We start from the raw sequence: 19511 nt of genomic DNA, 5'->3' as shown, positions 1-19511 counted from the left end.
TGGGATTCCTCGCCGGTCGTCATGATTCCGCGCGTCGTCGTTCCCTGAGTGCGCGGACCCGGCCGCGGCTGGCGCAGGCGGGGGAGGGACACCAGCGGCGGCGCCCGCCCGGGTCGGCGAACACGCCCCGGCAGTCCTGCTCCGGGCACGCGCGCAGGTCACCGCGCAAGGGGCCGGTGAGCCAGTCGGCCGCCTGGTGGGCCAGCCGCGCCCACGCGTCCGACGCTGTTGGCGGGGCGCTGCGGTGCAGCCGGTCGAATGCGGCCAGGTGCACCGGCTCCGGCGCGAGGAAAGCCGTGAGCGCACGCACCTGGTCCGGCTCTGGCGCGACGCCGTCGACCGCGCCCAGGGCCAGCGGCCGCAGCGTTTCGCGGAGCCGGTGGGCCGCGTCGAGGTCCGGGCCGGTGACCGGGGCGAGCGGGGTCAGCTCCGCGAGCGCGAGCCAGTCGCGCAGCCGCTCCACCGTCGGGATCCGCTCGACCGGCCGCGGGCCGAAGTGGCGGCCGCGGGTGGCGAGCAGGTTCAGCCAGGGCGCCCCCATGTCGAGGCGGAAGTCATCGGACACCTCGCCATCGTAACGGCTCAACCGTTACACTCGCGTTCGTGACTGGGGAACCCAAGGTCCGCACCGTGCTGGGCGACATCGACCCGGCCGAGCTCGGCGTGACCGACGCGCACGACCACCTGTTCTTCGCCTCCGAGCTGCTGCCCGGCCAGGAGCTCGACGACGTGATGGCCGCGAAGGAGGCGCTCGCCCACTTCAAGATGGCGGGCGGCTCCGCGCTCGTGCAGTGGACGCCGTTCGGGCTGGGCCGCCGCACGCGGGACCTCGTCCGGCTCTCCGAAGAGCTGGGCGTGCACCTCGTCGCGGCGACCGGCCTGCACCGGGCCGAGCACTACGCGCCGGCCGCGGTGAGCCGGGTGGTCGACGACCTGGTCCGCGTCTTCGTCGCCGACCTGACCGAAGGCACCCAGCCCACCGACGACCCGGACGAGCCGCGGACCGGCCCGCGCGCCGGGCTGGTCAAGGTGGCCGGCGCGTTCCACACCGTCGATCCGCACGCCCGGCTGACGCTGACCGCCGCCGCGGTCGCGCACCAGGAGACCGGCGCGCCGATCGCGGTGCACCTCGAACTCGGCACCGCGGCCCTCGAAGTGGCCGAGCTGCTCTGCGCAAAGCTCGATGTCCCGCCCGACCGGGTGATTCTCGGGCACCTGAACCGCAACCCGGACCCGCGGATCCAGCGGGCGGTCGCCGAAACCGGCGTGTTCCTCGGCTTCGACGGCCCGTCCCGGGCCAACCACGCCACCGACTGGCGGCTCTTCGACGGGCTCGAAGCACTCGTCGACGCGGGCCACGGCGGCCGGATCCTGCTGGGCGGCGACACGACGACCGCGGCCGCCCGCCACCAGCCCGGCGCGTCCTACCTGCTCACGACCCTGGCGCCGCGGCTGACGAAGCTGCTCGGCGGCGACGTCGTGACGGCCATGCTGGTGGCGAACCCCGCACGGGCGTTCGCCACCAGCCGGCCGAAGTAACGCCTCAGCGCAGGCCGAAGCCTTCCTGTCCGCCGCCTCGGCCGCGGCGGCGCAGGTAGCGCTCGAACTCCGCGGCGATCTTGTCGCCGCTGACGTCCTGCTCCGCGACCTCGGTCTGCGCGTCACCACGCTCTTCGAGGCTGCGGACGTACTCGCTGATCTCTTCGTCCTCGTCGGCCATCTCGCTGACCGTGCGCTGCCACTCCTCGGACTGCTCGGGCAGCGCGCCCAGCGGGATCTCGACGTCGAGGATGTCCTCCAGCTTGTGCAGCAGCGCCAGCGTCGCCTTCGGGGACGGCGGGTGCGACACGTAGTGCGGCACCGCGGCCCAGATCGACACGGCCGGGATGCCCGCCTGCACGCAGTAGTCCTGCAGGATCCCGACGATGCCGGTCGGGCCCTGGTAGTTGTTCATCTCGAGCCCGTAGAGCGACGCGGTGTCCTTGTCGTACGCCGTCCCGGTGACCGGGACCGGCCGCGTGTGCGCGGTGTCGGCGAGCAGCGCGCCGAGCGTCACCACGGTCGCGATGTCGAGCTGCTTGATGTGCTCCAGCAGCTCGGCGCAGAAGGCGCGCCAGCGCATGTTCGGCTCGGGGCCCTGCACCAGCACCACGTCGCGGTCGAACCCGTCCGGGCGGCACACCGACAGCGTTGTCGTCGGCCAGTCCACCCGTCGAGTGACGCCGTCCACCATCCGGACGGTCGGGCGGCTGACCTGGAAGTCGTAGTAGTCGTCGGGCTCCAGTTCGGCCAGGGGCGTGGCGTCCCAGTTCAGCTGCAGGTGCTCGACCGCCCGGCTGGCCGCGTCACCTGCGTCGTTCCAGCCTTCGAAGGCGACCACCATCAGCGGCCGGGAGGGTTCGGTGCGGTCGCCGGGCGGCCGCGGGGTCTCGTCGACGGGCTCACTCACCAACCCAGCCTACGACCACCGGCCTTACCCTGTTCAGCATGTCCGACCGGGTGTCGTCGCCGTTCCTCGAAGCGCTTCGCTCGCGCGTGCTGGTGGCCGACGGGGCGATGGGCACCGCGCTGCAGGCCCACGACCTGAGCCTGGCCGACTTCGACGGCCTCGAAGGCTGCAACGAGATCCTCAACGTCACCCGGCCGGACGTCGTCCGCTCGGTCCACCGCGGCTACCTCGAGGCGGGCGCGGACGCCGTCGAAACCAACACTTTCGGGGCCAATTTCGCGAACTTCGCCGAGTACGACATCACCGGGCGGATCTTCGAGCTCGCCGAAGCCGGCGCGCGGCTGGCCCGGGAGACCGCCGACGAGTTCGCGACGCCGGACCGCCCGCGGTTCGTGCTCGGTTCGGCCGGCCCCGGCACGAAGCTGCCGACGCTCGGCCACGCGCCGTTCACCACCCTGCGGGACGCCTACCAGGAGGAAGTCCGCGGCCTGCTGGCCGGCGGCGTCGACGCCGTGATCGTCGAGACCACCCAGGACATCCTCCAGACCAAGGCGTCGATCCTCGGCGCGAAGCGGGCGATGGCGGCCGAGGGCCGGTCTGTGCCGATCCTCGCTTCGATCACCGTCGAAACGACCGGGACCATGCTGCTCGGCACCGAGGTCGGCGCCGCACTGGCCGCCTTGGAACCGCTGGGCATCGACGTGATCGGGCTCAACTGCGCCACCGGGCCCGCCGAGATGAGCGAGCACCTGCGGCAGCTGGCCAAGCACGCCCGGGTGCCGCTGTCGGTGATGCCGAACGCCGGCCTGCCGGAGCTGGGCCCGGCCGGTGCCGTCTACCCGCTCGGCCCGGAAGCGCTGGTCGAGGCGCTCACCGGGTTCGTGCGCGAGTTCGGCGTCGGCCTGGTCGGCGGCTGCTGCGGCACCACCGACGAGCACATCCGGCAGCTCGCCGCCGCCGTCGCGGACACCGCCCCGGTCCCGCGGCGCCCGCGGCCCGAGCCCGGCGTGTCGTCGCTGTACCAGGCGGTCCCGTTCAAACAGGACGCCAGCGTGCTCATGATCGGCGAGCGGACCAACGCCAACGGCTCGAAGGCGTTCCGCACCGCGATGCTCGAGGGCCGCTGGGACGACTGCGTCGAGATCGCCCGCGAGCAGACCCGCGACGGCGCCCACCTCCTGGATCTGTGCGTCGACTACGTCGGCCGCGACGGCACCGCCGACATGGCCGAGCTCGCCGGCCGCCTCGCCACCGCGTCGACCCTGCCGATCATGCTCGACTCCACCGAGGTCCCGGTGCTGCGCGCCGGGCTGCAGCGCCTGGGCGGCCGGTGCGCGGTCAACTCCGTCAACTACGAGGACGGCGACGGGCCGGAATCGCGGTTCACCCAGGTCATGGAGCTGGTAAGCGAGTACGGCGCGGCCGTCGTCGCGCTCACCATCGACGAAGAAGGCCAGGCGCGGACCGCGCGGAAGAAGGCCGACATCGCGTCCCGGCTCATCGCCGACATCACCGGGAAATGGGGGCTGCGGACGTCCGACATCATCATCGACGCCCTGACCTTCACCATCGCCACCGGCCAGGAGGAGTCGCGCCGCGACGGCGTCGAGACGATCGAGGCCATCCGCGAGATCAAACGGCGCCACCCCGAGGTCCAGACCACGCTCGGCCTGTCCAACATCTCCTTCGGTCTCAACCCGGCCGCGCGGCAGGTGCTGAACTCGGTGTTCCTGCACGAGTGCGTCCAGGCCGGGCTCGACACCGCGATCGTGCACGCGTCGAAGATCCTGCCGATGGCCCGGATCCCGGACGACCGGCGCGCGGTGGCCCTCGACCTCGTGTACGACCGCCGCCGCGAAGGGTACGACCCGCTGCAGGAGCTGATGGCCCTGTTCGAGGGGGTCAGCGCGGCCTCCACGAAGGCGTCCCGCGCGGAGGAGCTGGCCGCGCTCCCGCTGTTCGAACGCCTGGAACGCCGGATCGTCGACGGCGAGCGAAACGGCCTCACCGACGACCTCGACGCGGCCCTGGAGCAACGCCCCGCCCTGCAGATCATCAACGACACCCTGCTGTCCGGCATGAAGACCGTCGGCGAGCTGTTCGGCTCCGGGCAGATGCAGCTGCCGTTCGTGCTGCAGTCCGCCGAGGTGATGAAGGCCGCCGTCGCCCACCTCGAGCCGCACATGGAGAAGGAGGACGACGCCGGCAAGGGCCGGATCGTGCTGGCCACCGTCCGCGGCGACGTGCACGACATCGGCAAGAACCTCGTCGACATCATCCTGTCCAACAACGGCTACGAGGTGGTCAACCTCGGCATCAAGCAGCCGATCACGACCATCCTCGACGCGGCTGCGGAGAACGGCGCCGACGCGATCGGGATGTCCGGGCTGCTGGTCAAGTCCACGGTGATCATGAAGGAGAACCTCCAGGAGATGAACTCCCGGGGCGTCTCCGCGCGCTGGCCGGTGCTGCTCGGCGGCGCCGCGCTCACGCGGTCCTACGTCGAGAACGACCTGAGCGAGCTCTACACCGGCGACGTCCGCTACGCGCGCGACGCGTTCGAGGGCCTGCGGCTGATGGACGCGATCATGGCCGCCAAGCGCGGCGAATCGCCGCCGGCGGACGCCGACGCGGACGAGAAGCGCCGGGAGCGCAAGGAACGCCGCGAACGCTCGCTGCGGATCGCCGAGGCGCGCAAAGCCCGCAAGGCGGACGAAGAAGCCCTCGAAGGGCTGCCGTCCGCGCGCTCGGACGTCGCCACCGACGTCCCGCTGCCGGTCCCGCCGTTCTGGGGTTCGCGCGTGGTCAAGGGAGTCCCGCTCGCCGGCTACGCCGCGATGCTCGACGAGCGCGCGACCTTCATGGGGCAGTGGGGCCTCAAGGGTGCCCGCGGCGGCGCCGGCCCGACGTACGGCGAACTCGTCGAGTCCGAGGGCCGGCCGCGGCTGCGGTACTGGCTCGACCGGCTGACCGCCGACGGCGTCCTGGCCCACGCGGCCGTCGTCTACGGCTACTTCCCGTGCGTCGCCGAGGGCGACGACCTGGTCGTGCTCACCGAGCCCGAGTCGGCCGCGCCCGAGCGGCTGCGCTTCACGTTCCCGCGGCAGCGCCGCGACCGGCGGCTCTGCCTGGCCGACTTCTACCGGCCGCGGGAGGCGGGCGAGGTCGACGTCGTGCCCTTCACCGTCGTCACGATGGGCCAGCCGATCGCCGACTACGCGAACGAGCTCTTCGCCGCCGACGCCTACCGCGACTACCTCGAGGTGCACGGCCTCGGCGTCCAGCTCACCGAGGCGCTGGCCGAGTACTGGCACTGCCGCATCCGCCAGGAACTGACCTTCCCCGGCGGTGTGGCGGTCGCCTCAGAGGACCCGGACGACGTCGAGGACTTCTTCAAGCTCGGCTACCGTGGAGCGAGGTTCTCACTGGGCTACGGCGCCTGTCCCGATCTCGAGGACCGGGCGAAGATCGTCGCGCTCCTCGAGCCGGGCCGCATCGGCGTGAAGCTGTCCGAGGAGTACCAGCTGCACCCCGAGCAGTCGACCGACGCGATCGTCTGCCACCACCCGGAAGCGAAGTACTTCAACACCTGACCCTGGAGGGGGAATCCACTGTGGACGGTCTCGACGCCGTGTTGTGGGACATGGACGGCACGCTGGTCGATTCCGAGAAGCTGTGGGACGTCGCGCTTTACGAGACGGCGGAAGCCCTCGGCGGCACCCTGTCCGAGGAACAGCGGATGACGCTCGTCGGGTCCAACATGGACGACACGTCGGCGTACCTGCTGGAGGTCGTGGGCCGCGCGGCGACGGCCGAGGCGATCGCCGCGACCGGCGACCAGATCCGCCGGCGCACGGCCGGGCTGTTCGACGACGCGCTGCCGTGGCGCCCGGGCGCCCGCGAGGCACTGACCGCCGTGCGCGAAGCGGGCTTGCGCTCGGCCCTGGTCACCTCCACCGAGCGGGACCTCACCGAACTCGCCCTGAACACCATCGGCCGCGAGTTCTTCGACGTCACGGTGTGCGGCGACGAGGTGGACGGCTTCAACAAGCCGCACCCGCGGCCGTACCTCAAGGGCGCGGAGCTGCTCGGCGTCGACCCGGCGCGGTGCGTCGCGGTGGAGGACTCGCCGCCGGGCACGGAATCGGCGGTCGCGGCGGGCTGCACGGTGCTGGTGATCCCCAACGACGTCCCGGTCGAGCCGGGGGAGCGGCGCGTGTTCCGCGACTCCCTCGTCGGCATCGACGTGCCGGCGTTGGCCGCCCTGCTCGGCTGAGCACGGCGATGTCGCATTTCCGCTAGCCGCGGCCCGCGGGGTCGGCGATGCTGGGGGCGTGTACGAGGACTTCGAACGGTGCGTGCGGGCCGTGCAGGCGAAGGACGCCCGGTTCGACGGGTGGTTCTACTGCGCGGTCCTGACCACCCGGATCTACTGCCGGCCGAGCTGCCCGGTGGTGCCGCCCAAGCGGCAGAACATGAGCTTCCACCCGAGCGCCGCGGCGGCGCAGCAGGCCGGGTTCCGCGCCTGCAAGCGCTGCCGCCCCGACGCGAGCCCCGGTTCGCCGCTGTGGAACGAGCGCGCCGACCTCGTCGCGCGGGCGATGCGGCTGATCGCCGACGGCGTCGTCGACACCGAAGGGGTCAGCGGCCTCGCCGCGCGGCTCGGCTACAGCGTCCGGCAGGTCGAGCGCCAGGTGTTCGCCGAGCTCGGCGCCGGCCCGCTGGCGCTCGCGCGGGCCCAGCGGGCGCAGACCGCCCGCACGCTCATCGAGACGACCACCCTGCCGATGACCGAGCTGGCCCTCGCGGCCGGCTTCGGCAGCATCCGGTCGTTCAACGACACCGTCCGCGAGGTCTTCGCGCTCACCCCGACGGAACTGCGCAAGCGCGCGAAGGGCACGCCTTCGGCCGGGGCGATCCTGCTGCGGCTGCCCTACCGGAAGCCGCTCTGCCCGGACAACCTGTTCGGCCACCTCGTCGCGACCGGCGTGCCGGGCGTCGAGGAGTGGCGCGACGGCGCCTACCGCCGGACCCTGCGGCTGCCGCACGGCCACGGCGTCGTCGCGCTGCGGCCCGAGGACGGTCACATCGCCTGCCGGCTCAGCCTGACCGACCTGCGGGACCTGCCCGCCGCCACCAGCCGCTGCCGCCGGCTGCTCGACCTCGACGCCGACCCGGTCGCCGTCGACGACCAGCTCGCCACCGACCCACTGCTCGCGCCGCTGGTCGAAGCGGCGCCGGGCCGCCGGGTCCCGCGCACGGTCGACGGCCCCGAGTTCGCCGTGCGGGCCGTGCTGGGGCAGCAGGTCTCGACGGCGGCGGCGCGCACCCACGCGGCCCGGCTCGTCGTGGCGCACGGCGAGCCGGTCGACGACCCCGAGGGCGGGCTGACCCACCTGTTCCCGTCGCCGGAGGCCCTGGCTTCGCTCGACCCCGAGACGCTGGCCATGCCACGCAGCCGCCGTCGCACGCTGCTCACGCTGGTCGCGGCGCTGACGGACGGGCTCGACCTCGGCGCGGGCAGTGACTGGGCGGCGACGCGGGCGGCGCTGACCGCGTTGCCCGGGTTCGGGCCGTGGACGGTCGAGAGCATCGCCATGCGCGCTCTCGGCGACCCGGACGCGTTCCTCCCCACCGACCTCGGCATCAAGTACGCGGCGGAGACCCTCGGCCTCGGCGGCCCGGCGGCCGTCGTCGCCCGCTCCGAGGCGTGGCGTCCCTGGCGCGCGTACGCCACCCAGCACCTGTGGGCCACCGGTGACCACGCGATCAACCGGATGCCCGCCGCTTAGGAGATCCCATGCGTTCCCACACGGTCGTGGACAGCCCCTGCGGCCCCCTGACCCTGGTCGCCGAGGGCGACGTGCTCTGCGGGCTGTACATGCACGAGCAGCGCCACCGGCCCGCCGAGCCGACGTTCGGCTCCCGCGGCGACGGCGAAGTCTTCGAACGCACCGAGGCCCAGCTGAACGAGTACTTCACCGGGCAGCGGCGCGAGTTCGATCTGCCGCTGGCCTTCCGCGGCACGCCGTTCCAGCAGTCCGTCTGGACCGCCCTGCTCGACATCCCGTACGGCGAGACCGCGTCCTACGGCGAGCTGGCGCAGCTGCTCGGCAAGCCGTCGGCCGCGCGAGCGGTTGGCCTGGCCAACGGCAAGAACCCGATCTCGATCATCGTCCCGTGCCACCGGCTCGTCGGTTCGACGGGCTCGCTGACCGGGTACGGCGGCGGCCTGGAGCGGAAGCGGTACCTCCTCGACTTCGAAGCTCGTCCCATTCCTCGGGAGGTGTCGTCCACTTCGGTGTGAGATCGGCGGCATCCGGACCGGCCCGGGGCAGCGGGGACCGGGCCGGGATGGAAGGATCTGCAGACCGTGAAGACCTTCGATGAGCTGTTCGCGGAGCTTGCCGAGCGCGCGCGTACCCGTCCCGACGGGTCCGGCACCGTCGTCGCCCTGGACGCCGGAGTGCACGCCCAGGGCAAGAAGGTGCTCGAGGAAGCCGGCGAGGTGTGGATCGCCGCCGAGCACGAGTCCGACGAGCGCCTCGCGGAGGAGATCTCCCAGCTGCTGTACCGGCTGCAGGTGCTGATGCTCGGCCGCGGGCTGTCGACCGAGGACGTCTACCGCTACCTGTGACGGGTGGTCCCACCGCTCGCTGAACGAGGAGAGAAGCGAAATGCTGCGTGTTGCCGTGCCGAACAAGGGAGCCCTCGCCGCCGCGGCGACGGAGATGCTCGGCGAGGCGGGCTACCGGAAGCGGCATGAGCAGCGCGACCTGACGGTGCTCGACACCGTGAACGAGGTCGAGTTCTTCTTCCTGCGCCCCAAGGACATCGCGATCTACGTCGGCTCCGGTGACCTCGACCTCGGCATCACCGGCCGTGACCTCGCGCTCGACTCCGGCGCGCCGGTCGAGGAGATCCAGGCGCTCGGCTTCGGCGGCTCGACGTTCCGCTACGCCGCCCCCGCGGGCCAGGACTGGAAGCCGGCCGACCTGCAGGGCAAGCGGCTCGCGACGTCGTACCCGCGGCTGGTGCGCGACGACCTCGCGCGCCACGGCGTCGAGGCCGAGGTGATCCGCCTCGACGGCGCGGTCGAGATCTCGATCCAGCTGGGTGTGGCGGACGCGATCGCGGACGTCGTCGAGTCCGGCCGGTCGCTGCGGCAGAACAACCTGGTCGCGTTCGGCGACCCGATCTGCGTGTCGGAAGCGGTGCTGCTGCAGCGCAAGGGCACCGAGCAGAGCAAGGCGAAGAACCAGCTCGCGGCGCGCCTGCGCGGCGTGGTGTTCGCGCAGCAGTACCTGATGCTGGACTACGACTGCCCGCGCACGCTCGTCGACCGAGCCATCGCCATCACGCCGGGCCTGGAGTCGCCGACGGTGGCTCCGCTGGCCGACGACGACTGGGTGGCGGTGCGGGCGATGGTGTCGCGCAAGGACGTCAACCGGGTCATGGACGAGCTCGCCGAGGTGGGCGCGAAGGCGATCCTGGCGTCGGACATCCGCTCCTGCCGGCTCTGAACCACCCCGTTCGCGGGCGGGAAGGCGTTTCCCGCCCGCGAACCCAGGTCAGCGGGGGCGGTGCGGCTTCTTCGGCAGCAGGTCGTAGAGACCCTTGCGGACGCCGTTGTCGTTGGTGTTGCGGGCCACCGACACCTCGGAGATGAAGTCCTCGAAGACGAACTCCTCGTCGGCCGGGATCACCGCGGGCGCCGAGTTCTGCTCCAGATAGGTGTCGAGCGTTCCGGCGATCTCGCGGAACGACAGCGCCTGCAGGGTTTCCGGGGCGTAGGTCGTCACCGGCACGCCGTGCGCGGCCGCCTCGTTCATCACCACGCCCAGCGGCAGGTGCGACAGCATCGGGATGCCGAACTCGTACATCTCCTGCAGCGCCGCGGCCGCGTAGTGCGAGATCGGCCGCCGGTAGAGGCTCGGCACCAGCCCGAACCACGAAAGCGGCTGCCGTCCGACGGTCTGCTCGACGTAGCGCACCTGGTCGGCCAGCAGCCGCAGCGCGCGGATGCTCGTCTTGTCCGGCTGCACCGGGACCAGGATCCCGTGCGACGCCGCGAGCGCGTTGTTGGTCAGCACGTCCAGCGCCGGCGGGCAGTCGATGACGCAGTGGTCGTAGTTGGCGAACTGGATGACCCGGGCCAGCTGCCAGCCGGGCACGCGGAACGAGTCGAGCCGCCGGATCAGGTCGAACATCCCCGGTGACGTCGGGATGACGTCGAGCGCGCCGCCCTTGCCGAGGTTGCTGCGCGGGTGCGGGACGACGAGCTCTTCGATCGGCCCCTTCCACGTCTTGGCCAGCGCCTTCGCCAGGGTCGGCGCGTCCCCGCGGATCTCTTCCAGGCCGAGCATCTCGGTCGTCGCGTGGCCCTGGGGGTCGAGGTCGACCAGCAGCACGCGCCGGCCCCGCTCGGCCAGCGCGGCCGCGGTGCCGACGCTCAGTGAGGTCTTCCCGACCCCGCCTTTCTGGTTGACCACCGAGGTGATCTGCATGCCGGAGCGCTCCTCATGTCGGTCGTTCCGCGAAGGCTATTGGATCCGGGCCCGTTGTGGGTGGCTATCCGCCCCCGGCCTGTCGCGGGCGCACCATGAGCGCCTGCGCGCCGGTGGCCACCGGGCCGCCGCCGTCGTGCAGGATGCTCGTCGCCGTGCCGACGCCGTGCTTGCCGACGAGCGTGACCGCGTCCAGGCCGATCCACTCGCCCGCCGGCGGCCGCCGCAGGTGCACGGTCAGCTCGGAGTTGATGAACCACCACTTGCGGGGGTCGAGGTAGTTCGACACGCCGTTGCCGGAGTCGGCGACGGCGAACAGGCGCTGCAGCCCGCTCGGCTCCTCGCCGTCGACCAGTGGGACGCGCTGCCGGGCCCAGACGGCCGCCGGGCCCGGGACGTCCATGCCGCCGCGGACCGCGCGCCACTCCACGGCGTCGAGGTAGCCGGCCTGCCAGCCTTCGGGCCACGGCGACTCCGTGACGGTGTCCGGTGCGGGCATCAGCGGCCCGGCGTCGGTGGCGATCTCGGCCGTGTCGGCCGTCGCGATGCGCCACGCCGAAGCCCGCGCCACGACGCGATCGGCGCTCGCCAGCTCGGCCTGCAGCAGTTCGACCGACCGGCCGGGCCGCTCGATCCGGGCCCGGACGGCGAGCTCGGCGACCGGTGCCGGGCCGAGGATCTCCACGGTCACCCGGGCGAGCTCCGCCGGGTGCGCGGGTTCGACGTTTTCGAGGGCCCGGACCAGCAACGCCGACGGCGGGCCGAAGTGCTGCGATTCGGACGACCAGGGCCCGGCGGTGTGGGCGGTCGCGGAGAACCGGCCGTCGCCGAGCGGGACGTAGAAGGCGTCGGCCATCAGTCGGCCCGGTCCAGCGGCGTCTCGTCGCCCGCGGCGGGCTCCGGCCAGCCGGGGTAGGCGGGGGGCGTGCCGCCGTACTCGGGGCAGTGCGCCTGGTGGTCGCACCAGTTGCACAGCTTGCTCTTGTTGGCCCGGAAGTCGCCGGTCTTGCCCGCCTTGAGGATGGCCTGCCAGATGGCTTCGAGGGTGCGCTCGAAGCGGAGCAGCTCGGCTTCGTCGGGGGTGTAGGCGAGCGACTGGCCGTCGGTGAGGTACATCAGCTTCAGCTGGCGCGGCACGATCCCGCGCAGCCGCCACAGCACCACGGCGTAGAACTTCATCTGGAACATCGCCTTGGCTTCGCCGATCTCGCGCGGCGCGGCGCCGGTCTTGTAGTCGACGACCCGGATCTCGCCGGTCGGCGCGACGTCCACCCGGTCGATGTAGCCGCGCAGCAGGACACCGGAGCCGAGCTCGATCTCGACGTGCAGCTCGCACGCCTCCGGCTCGAGCCGCCGCGGGTCCTCCAGCTCGAAGTACGAGTCCAGCAGCTTTTCCGCCGACCGCAACCAGTCCGCGTGCTCGTCGGGCTTCTCGCCGTCGAACAGCTCGGTCCACTCCGGACGATCCGCGGACAGGTCCGTCCACGCCGGGCCGAGCAGCTCCCGCGCCTGTGCGGGCACGCGCTCGGCGGCCGGCAGCGCGAACAGCCGCTCCAGCACCGAGTGGACGAGCGTGCCGCGCAGCTGGGCCTTGGTCGGGACCTCCGGCAGCCGGTCGACCGCGCGGAACCGGTAGAGCAGCGGGCACTGCTTGAAGTCGCTGGCCCTCGACGGCGACAACGCGGGCCGCCGCCGTACGGTGGCGACGGCGGAGTCTGGGGGATCCGTGGTGACGGTGTCGGCGTCGGGCATGGGCAGAGCGTAACGCCGGGGTACGACAGTTCCGGCGACCGCAACGCCCGCCACCCCGGACAGGTCCGGACAACTCCACCTCCCGAGCCCACCTCGCGTACCCCGAGGGTCGGCTCGCGTACCCCGAGGGTCGGCTCACGTACCCAGGCAGTCGGTTCGCGTACCCGGGGAGTCGGTTCGGCCCGGGCGTGAGCCGACCGTCCAGGTACGTGAGCCGACCCTCCAGGTACGTGAGCCGACCCTTCGGGTACGCGAGCCGACCCTTCGGGTACGTGAGTCGTCCGGCTGGGTGCGTGTGTCGTCCTTCCAGGTACATGTGCCCGCGCCGGCGACACCCGCCGGACCCGGATCACCCGGTCCCCACACCCGGGGCTCTAGGCTCTCCGGCATGGCCGCGACCAGTGAGCAGGGCACCGGGGGCACCCGGCAGGCCGTCCTCCCGGACGGCGGCCTCCTGCTGTTCCGGGTCGCCGGCGTGCCCGTGCTGCTCGCGCCGTCGTGGTGGATCGGCTCGCTGGTCGTCGTGGTGCTCTACGCGCCGCTGGTCGGCCGCCTGCTCCCGGACGCCTCGACGCTGACGTCGTGGCTGCTGGCCGGCGCCTTCGCGCTGCTGCTGGGCCTGTCGGTGCTGGCCCACGAGCTCGGGCACTGCCTGGCCGCGCTGCGGCTGGGGATCCCGGTGCGGCGGCTGCGCCTCTTCCTGCTCGGCGGGCTGTCCGAAGTGGCCCGCACGCCGAAGCGGCCCGTCCACGAGGGCCTGGTCGCCGCGGCCGGCCCGGCGGTCTCGTTGCTGCTGGGCGGGTTCTGCGGCCTGCTGATGTTCGCCGTCCCGCCGGATGGCGCGGTCTGGATGCTGGTCGCCGAGTGCGCGGTGGCGAACCTCGCCGTCGGCGTGTTCAACCTGCTGCCCGGCCTGCCCCTCGACGGCGGGCGGCTGGTCCGCGCGGGCGTCTGGGCGGCGACGGGGATCCGCGCGAAGGGCACGCGTGCCGCGGTCGCCGGCGGCGCGCTCGTGGCCGTGGGACTGCTCGTGTGGGCGCTGTGGGGCCTGGCGACCGGCAGCCCGGACCGCTGGCTGCGCCTCGGCGTCTGCGTCGTCACGGCGTGGTTCGTGATCCTCGGCGCGCGCTCGGAGCTGGCCGCGGAAGCCCGCCGCACCTGGCCGGAAGGGCTGCGGCTGGACGACCTGGTCCGGCCGGTGCTGCAGCTGCCCGCCGAGAGCCCGGTGTCGGACGCGCTGGCCGCGTCGGCGGGCCGCGGCGTAGTGCTGGTCCGGGCCGACGGCGTCGCCGCCGGGCTGCTCGACACGGGCGCGGCGGAACGGCTCGCGGGCACGTCGCCGCACGCGCCGGCCGAGCTCGCGGCCGAGCCGATCCGGGCCGAGACGGTGCTGCTGGCCTCGGAGCCGGGGGAAGACGTCGTCGAACGTGTCCGCGAAACCCCGGCCTGGCAGTTCCTGGTGGTCGACGACGAGGGCCGCCCGGCGGGCGTGCTGCGCCGGGACGACCTGCGCGCCGCGCTGAACCGCCGTACCCGCTGAGGTACCGGCCCGGACGGCCTGCGAAGATCTGTCGTCGGCCATTCGGGGTACAGGAGGAAGTGTTGTCGGTCAGCGGACCGTTTCGCGCGGGTGATCGGGTGCAGTTGACCGACTCGAAGGGGCGCCACTACACCCTGACGCTGGCCGACGGCGGTGAGTACCACACCCACCGCGGCGGGCTCGCCCACGACGACCTCATCGGCCGTCCCGAGGGCTCGGTGGTGACCTCGGCGGGCGGCTCGACGTACCTCGCGCTGCGCCCGCTGCTGCCGGACTACGTCCTCTCGATGCCGCGCGGCGCGCAGGTGATCTACCCGAAGGACGCCGCGCAGATCGTGATGTGGGGCGACATCTTCCCGGGCGCCCGCGTGCTCGAGGCGGGCGCCGGCTCCGGTGCGCTGACGTGCTCGCTGCTGCGCGCGGTGGGCCCGGAAGGGAGCGTGCACTCCTACGAGATCCGCGACGACCACGCCGTGCACGCCGAGCACAACGTCGTGAAGTTCTTCGGCGAGAAGCCGGCGAACTGGTCGCTCACGGTGGCCGACCTCGCGTCGCACGAAGGCGAGGTCGACCGGGTCGTGCTGGACATGCTGGCCCCGTGGGACCAGCTGCCGAACGTCGCCGCGCACCTGGTGCCGGGTGGCGTGCTGACGGTCTACGTCGCGACGGTGACGCAGCTTTCGCGCGTCACGGAGTCCCTGCGCGAGCAGCAGTGCTGGACCGAGCCCGAATCGTGGGAAACGCTGATGCGGCCGTGGCACGTCGTGGGGCTCGCGGTGCGCCCGGACCACCGGATGGTCGCGCACACGGCGTTCCTGCTCACCGCCCGGCGGCTCGCCGACGGAACCGTGTCCCCGCGCGTGTCGCGCCGGCCCAGCAAGGGCAAGGGCTGACGCCGTGCCCGCCCGCCGGCGGCTCGGGCTCGCGGTCGCCGCGGCCGGGTTCGCCGGGCTGGTCGCCTTGTGCGTGGTGTTCGCCCCCGCGTGGCTGGCCGGCGGCCCGCCGGCGCTGAGCGCGGCGGAACGGCTCAAGGCGGTCAACGACATCCGGTCGACGCTCCTGCAGGCGTTGGGTGGCTTGCTGGCGCTCGGCGGTGTCGCGCTCGGGGCGCGGCTGACCGCCCGGCAGCTCGAGCTGAACCGGGAGGGCCGGTCGATCGACCTGTTCACCAAGGCGATCGAGCAGCTTGCCGGGGAGAACGAGGCGACCAGGCACGGCGCCGTCTACGCGCTCGAGCGGCTGGCCGAGCTGGATCCCCGCTACCGCGGGCACGTCCACGCGCTGCTGACGTCGTTCGTCTGCCTGCGCGCGCCGTGGGCTCCCGGGACCCCGCGGCGCGAGGGCGGGCCGGCGAACGACGTCGCCGCCGCGCTGGCCGTGGTGGGCCGGGGTGCCGTGATCGAGCCGGGGGCCGGGTCGGAGCTGGAGCGGGTGGACCTGCGGGGCGCCGACCTGGCGGGGCTGGCCATCCCGCGGGTCTGCCTGGCCGGGGCCAACCTCGAAGAAGCCACGCTCACGGGCGCGAAGCTCGCCGGCGCGACGCTCACCGGTGCGATCCTGCGGGGCACGGACCTACGTGGGGCGGACCTGCGCGGGGCCGACCTCACCGGTGCGGAACTCGACGGTGCGGTGCTCGACGGAATCGAAGCGGACCCGACCACGCGCTGGCCCGCCGGGTTCGGGCCGCCGGCCTAGCCCGGCACGCACCAGCGGCCGTTCTCCTTGTGCAGCGGGAAGGGCGTGTCCTTCGTGCCGCCCGCGGCCTCGACGTGCACCTTCGCCGTCGCCGACTCGCCGCGCACCTCCGGTGGCTCCTTCAGGGTCGCCGTCACCGGGCCGGCCGCGTCCCACGTCCGCTGCAGCCCCGCGAGCGCCTCCGCGCTCTGCGGGCGGCACGTCAGCTTGCCGAACGCCGCCGAGTCGTGGGCCGTGATGGCGTCGATGATCGCGCGGGACAGCACGTTGACCGCCGCCGTGTCGACCGCGCTCGGCGCCGGCGACGCCGCGGTCCGGGTCGTCGGCGGCGGTGAGCTCGACGGTGCGGGCGGGGAGCCGGACGGCGCGATCAGCAGCAGTCCCAGCACCACGCCCGCACCGGCCACGCCGAGCAGCACGAGCCCGGCGGCGAGCGCGCGGTTCACCGCCGGCGCGGGCTCACGAGCCGTCCGCCTGCACGTTGGACAGGCACCACAGGCCGGATTCCTTCTTGGCCGACATCGTGCCGACCTTGGTCTTGCTGCCGTCCGTGGCCGAGTAGCGCACGGTGGACTTGTCGCCGGTGTCCTGCGGCGTGCCGGTCAGCTTCACCGTGACCTTCGGGATGTCGCCCGTGGTGCCCTCGAAGACGCTGCGGCAGATGGTGTCGGCCAGCGCCTTCTCGTCGCTCGCGTTGTACGCGGCGATCGTCGTGTCGAACAGGTCCTGCGAGCTGTCCTTGCCCGAGGGGGCGGGGCCACTGGCCGGCTTGCTGCCGGTCGTCGACGGCCGGGTGGGCGAGGTCGCCTTCGGCTTCGAGCTGGACGTCTTCGGCGCGGACGTCGGCGCCGCGGAGCTGCTGCTCGCGGGCGGTGCGGCGGTGTTGCCGTCGTCCCCGTTGGCCAGGACGACCCAGGTCACGCCGCCGCCGACGAGGACCACCGCGGCGGCCGCGATGCCGACGATGAGCCCGGTTTTCTTCTTCTTGGGCGGGGGAGCCTCACCGAAGCTGCCGCCGCCGTACGGGTCGTAGCCGCCGTAGTTCTGCTGCTGCTGGCCCCACTGGTCCTGCTGCCCGTACTGGTCCTGCCCGTACTGGTCCTGCCCGTACTGGTCCTGCCCGTACTGGTCCTGTCCGTACTGCGGGTAGCCCTGCTGGGGCTGAGAGCCCGTCTGGGGCGGGTAACCGCCCTGCTGAGGCTGCCCGTAGGGGTCGGGCTGGCCGAACTGCTGAGTGCCGCCGTAGCCCGGCTGGGGCTGCGGTCCGCTCTGGGGGTAGCCGCCGGGCTGCCGGCCGTACGGCGGGGGCTGCTGCCCGTAGCCGCCGGGCTGCTGCCCGTAGCCGCCCGGTTGCTGCGGCGGGTAGGTCATGGGTGGTTCCCCCTAGCGTTCCTTCGACGGTGACGCGGCCTTCGAGGCGGCCGACGTCGGCCCGATGCTAGCCATCGGGCGGGCCCGCCGCGCGGTTAGGGCGGAACTGGCCGGAATTGCCCGGCTCGGGCACGGTTGGGGCCCCGCGGGACCGGGTACTCCCGACGTGCTTGGTTCGTCCCTGCCCGGATGGACCCGCGACGCGCCGGGGTCACGGCACCGAAATGGCCGCTTGCGCTGCGGGAATGTCCGTGCTGGACCAGGCGAGGAAACCGCGACGCGCCGATCTTGTGATCCGGAAAGGCCTTTTCTTGTCGGTGATCGCCGGTACCGTGGAATGAAAAGCACTCCGAGGAGGTGCCCGATGCATCATGACCTTCCCGGAGGTCGGCGCGAGGAGGCCGACCCTTCAGCAACATCCGGAGCTGGGACGACAGCGGACGAGCAGGCTCGGCAGATCCGTTTTCTCGAGGAGGAAGTGGCGCTGCTGCGCCGCAAGCTGACCGACTCGCCACGGCAGAACCGAGTTCTCGAACAGCGGCTCGCCGAGGCCTCGGAAAGGGTGAGTCAGCTCACCGAGCGCAACACCAAACTGGTCGAAACCCTGCGTGAGGCGCGAGGACAGCTCCTCGCGCTGCGTGAGGAAGTCGACCGGCTGGCCCAGCCACCGTCCGGGTACGGCGTCTTCGTCGAGGCGTACGAGGACAACACGGTGGACGTCTTCACGGCCGGCCGGAAGATGCGGGTGTCGGTATCGCCCGCGGTCGAGCTCTCGTCGTTGCGCCGCGGCCAGGCGCTGCGGCTCAACGAGGCGCTCACCGTGGTCGAGGCCGGCGGCTTCGAACGCACCGGCGAGGTCTGCGCCCTGCGTGAGGTGCTCGCCGCCGACGTCGAGGGCGGCAGCCTTCGCGCGCTGGTGGTCGGGCACGCGGACGAAGAGCGGGTGGTCCTGCTCTCCGACCTGCTGGCCGAGCAGCCGCTCAAGCCGGGCGACTCGCTCCTGGTCGACTCCAAGGCCGGCTACGCGTACGAGCGCGTGCCGAAGGCGGAAGTCGAGGACCTGGTGCTGGAGGAGGTGCCCGACGTCCGCTACGAGGACATCGGTGGCCTCACCCGGCAGATCGAGCAGATCCGGGACGCGGTGGAACTGCCGTTCCTGCACGCGGACCTCTACCAGGAGTACCAGCTGCGCCCGCCCAAGGGTGTCCTGCTCTACGGCCCGCCGGGCTGCGGCAAGACGCTCATCGCGAAGGCGGTCGCGAACTCGCTGGCCAAGAAGGTGGCCGCGGCCCGGGGCGACAACGAGGACGGGAAGTCCTACTTCCTGAACATCAAGGGTCCCGAGCTGCTCAACAAGTTCGTCGGGGAGACCGAGCGGCACATCCGCCTGATCTTCCAGCGGGCGCGGGAGAAGGCCTCCGAGGGCACCCCGGTGATCGTGTTCTTCGACGAGATGGACTCGATCTTCCGGACCCGTGGGTCGGGCGTGTCGTCCGACGTGGAAACCACGATCGTGCCCCAGCTGCTGTCGGAGATCGACGGTGTCGAAGGCCTGGAGAACGTCATCGTCATCGGCGCCTCCAACCGCGAGGACATGATCGACCCGGCGATCCTGCGGCCGGGCCGGCTCGACGTCAAGATCAAGATCGAGCGTCCGGACGCCGAAGGCGCGAAGGACATCTTCTCCAAGTACCTGGCCGAAGGCCTGCCGATCCACGCCGACGACCTCGCCGAGTTCGGCGGGGACTCCAAGGCGACGTTCGACGCGATGATCCAGCACACGGTCGAGCGGATGTACGAGGAGAGCGACGAGAACCGGTTCCTCGAGGTGACCTACGCCAACGGGGACAAGGAAGTCCTGTACTTCCGCGACTTCAACTCGGGCGCGATGATCCAGAACATCGTGGACCGGGCGAAGAAGTCGGCGATCAAGTCCGTGCTGGAGACCAACCAGCCCGGCCTTCGCGTGCAGCACCTGCTGGACGCGATCGTCGACGAGTTCGCGGAGAACGAGGACCTGCCCAACACCACCAACCCGGACGACTGGGCCCGGATCTCCGGCAAGAAGGGCGAGCGGATCGTCTACATCCGCACGCTCGTCACCGGCAAGAACCAGGACTCGGGGCGGGCGATCGACACCGCCACGAACACCGGTCAGTACCTGTAACGGGTCGAACCCCCGATGGGGCGGCCGCTT

Annotated in this window: 18 protein-coding genes; 11 read left to right on the top strand and 7 right to left on the bottom strand. The window is 72.4% G+C overall.

Annotation, left to right across the window (positions count from 1 at the left end):
• Positions 1-19: 19 nt before the first annotated feature.
• Positions 20-565: a CGNR zinc finger domain-containing protein gene (locus QSK39_RS15630; protein ID WP_285478461.1), complete on the bottom strand. Its 546-nt coding sequence runs from the start codon at positions 563-565 to the stop codon at positions 20-22.
• Between the two features lie 38 nt (positions 566-603).
• On the opposite strand from QSK39_RS15630, the gene QSK39_RS15625 reads away from it, so the two are divergent.
• On the top strand, positions 604-1539 hold the full coding sequence (locus QSK39_RS15625; RefSeq protein ID WP_285478460.1) for a phosphotriesterase family protein: 936 nt from the start codon (positions 604-606) through the stop codon (positions 1537-1539).
• Between the two features lie 4 nt (positions 1540-1543).
• Here the strand turns inward: QSK39_RS15625 and QSK39_RS15620 are convergent, their stop codons facing one another.
• Positions 1544-2449: a PAC2 family protein gene (locus QSK39_RS15620; protein ID WP_285478459.1), complete on the bottom strand. Its 906-nt coding sequence runs from the start codon at positions 2447-2449 to the stop codon at positions 1544-1546.
• Between the two features lie 38 nt (positions 2450-2487).
• Here QSK39_RS15620 and metH point away from each other — a divergent pair, with 38 nt between their 5' ends.
• The 6 genes from metH to hisG all read left to right on the top strand — a co-directional run bounded on the left by metH (position 2488) and on the right by hisG (position 9972).
• Positions 2488-6042 carry a methionine synthase gene (gene metH, locus QSK39_RS15615; RefSeq protein ID WP_285478458.1) on the top strand — a complete coding sequence of 1185 codons (3555 nt, stop codon included), beginning with the start codon at positions 2488-2490 and terminating at the stop codon, positions 6040-6042.
• Positions 6043-6062: 20 nt separating this feature from the next.
• Positions 6063-6725, top strand: coding sequence for an HAD family hydrolase (locus QSK39_RS15610; RefSeq protein ID WP_285478457.1), 663 nt, complete (start codon positions 6063-6065; stop codon positions 6723-6725).
• A gap of 58 nt (positions 6726-6783) precedes the next feature.
• Positions 6784-8241 carry an AlkA N-terminal domain-containing protein gene (locus QSK39_RS15605; RefSeq protein ID WP_285478456.1) on the top strand — a complete coding sequence of 486 codons (1458 nt, stop codon included), beginning with the start codon at positions 6784-6786 and terminating at the stop codon, positions 8239-8241.
• Between the two features lie 8 nt (positions 8242-8249).
• On the top strand, positions 8250-8756 hold the full coding sequence (locus tag QSK39_RS15600; protein ID WP_285478455.1) for a methylated-DNA--[protein]-cysteine S-methyltransferase: 507 nt from the start codon (positions 8250-8252) through the stop codon (positions 8754-8756).
• Between the two features lie 66 nt (positions 8757-8822).
• Complete coding sequence (locus tag QSK39_RS15595) at positions 8823-9086, top strand: phosphoribosyl-ATP diphosphatase (RefSeq protein ID WP_155544123.1); 264 nt, start codon at positions 8823-8825, stop codon at positions 9084-9086.
• 40 nt (positions 9087-9126) lie between these two features.
• Positions 9127-9972, top strand: coding sequence for an ATP phosphoribosyltransferase (hisG, locus tag QSK39_RS15590; RefSeq protein ID WP_285478454.1), 846 nt, complete (start codon positions 9127-9129; stop codon positions 9970-9972).
• Positions 9973-10020: 48 nt separating this feature from the next.
• Here hisG and QSK39_RS15585 read toward each other — a convergent pair whose 3' ends face one another.
• The 3 genes from QSK39_RS15585 to QSK39_RS15575 all read right to left on the bottom strand — a co-directional run bounded on the left by QSK39_RS15585 (position 10021) and on the right by QSK39_RS15575 (position 12708).
• Positions 10021-10956 carry a ParA family protein gene (locus tag QSK39_RS15585; RefSeq protein WP_284744994.1) on the bottom strand — a complete coding sequence of 312 codons (936 nt, stop codon included), beginning with the start codon at positions 10954-10956 and terminating at the stop codon, positions 10021-10023.
• 64 nt (positions 10957-11020) lie between these two features.
• Positions 11021-11812, bottom strand: a complete 792-nt coding sequence (locus QSK39_RS15580; protein ID WP_285478453.1) for a thioesterase family protein — start codon at positions 11810-11812, stop codon at positions 11021-11023.
• Entirely contained in the window at positions 11812-12708 is an 897-nt protein-coding gene (locus tag QSK39_RS15575) for a RecB family exonuclease (RefSeq protein ID WP_285478452.1), read from the bottom strand. The genes QSK39_RS15580 and QSK39_RS15575 overlap by 1 nt, the downstream gene beginning before the upstream one ends.
• Positions 12709-13096: 388 nt before the next feature.
• Here QSK39_RS15575 and QSK39_RS15570 point away from each other — a divergent pair, with 388 nt between their 5' ends.
• From QSK39_RS15570 to QSK39_RS15560, 3 genes are all read left to right on the top strand, one after another.
• Positions 13097-14248: a site-2 protease family protein gene (locus QSK39_RS15570; protein WP_285478451.1), complete on the top strand. Its 1152-nt coding sequence runs from the start codon at positions 13097-13099 to the stop codon at positions 14246-14248.
• A 62-nt stretch (positions 14249-14310) separates the two neighbouring features.
• Positions 14311-15141 carry a tRNA (adenine-N1)-methyltransferase gene (locus QSK39_RS15565; RefSeq protein WP_285478450.1) on the top strand — a complete coding sequence of 277 codons (831 nt, stop codon included), beginning with the start codon at positions 14311-14313 and terminating at the stop codon, positions 15139-15141.
• A 4-nt stretch (positions 15142-15145) separates the two neighbouring features.
• On the top strand, positions 15146-15943 hold the full coding sequence (locus tag QSK39_RS15560) for a pentapeptide repeat-containing protein (RefSeq protein ID WP_285478449.1): 798 nt from the start codon (positions 15146-15148) through the stop codon (positions 15941-15943).
• Here the strand turns inward: QSK39_RS15560 and QSK39_RS15555 are convergent.
• Positions 15940-16389, bottom strand: coding sequence for a hypothetical protein (locus tag QSK39_RS15555; RefSeq protein WP_285478448.1), 450 nt, complete (start codon positions 16387-16389; stop codon positions 15940-15942). The two genes, QSK39_RS15560 and QSK39_RS15555, sit on opposite strands and share 4 nt — an antisense overlap.
• A gap of 13 nt (positions 16390-16402) precedes the next feature.
• On the bottom strand, positions 16403-17314 hold the full coding sequence (locus QSK39_RS15550) for a flagellar basal body-associated FliL family protein (RefSeq protein ID WP_285478447.1): 912 nt from the start codon (positions 17312-17314) through the stop codon (positions 16403-16405).
• Positions 17315-17678: 364 nt separating this feature from the next.
• Between QSK39_RS15550 and arc the strand changes: the two genes are divergently transcribed.
• On the top strand, positions 17679-19481 hold the full coding sequence (gene arc / locus QSK39_RS15545; protein ID WP_285478446.1) for a proteasome ATPase: 1803 nt from the start codon (positions 17679-17681) through the stop codon (positions 19479-19481).
• Positions 19482-19511: the final 30 nt, after the last annotated feature.

It is taken from the genome of Amycolatopsis sp. NBRC 101858 (genome assembly GCF_030269325.1).
Lineage (GTDB): Bacteria > Actinomycetota > Actinomycetes > Mycobacteriales > Pseudonocardiaceae > Amycolatopsis > Amycolatopsis ponsaeliensis.
Note: the sequence above shows the minus strand (reverse complement) of the source record. Positions and strands in the feature narration are given on the sequence as shown.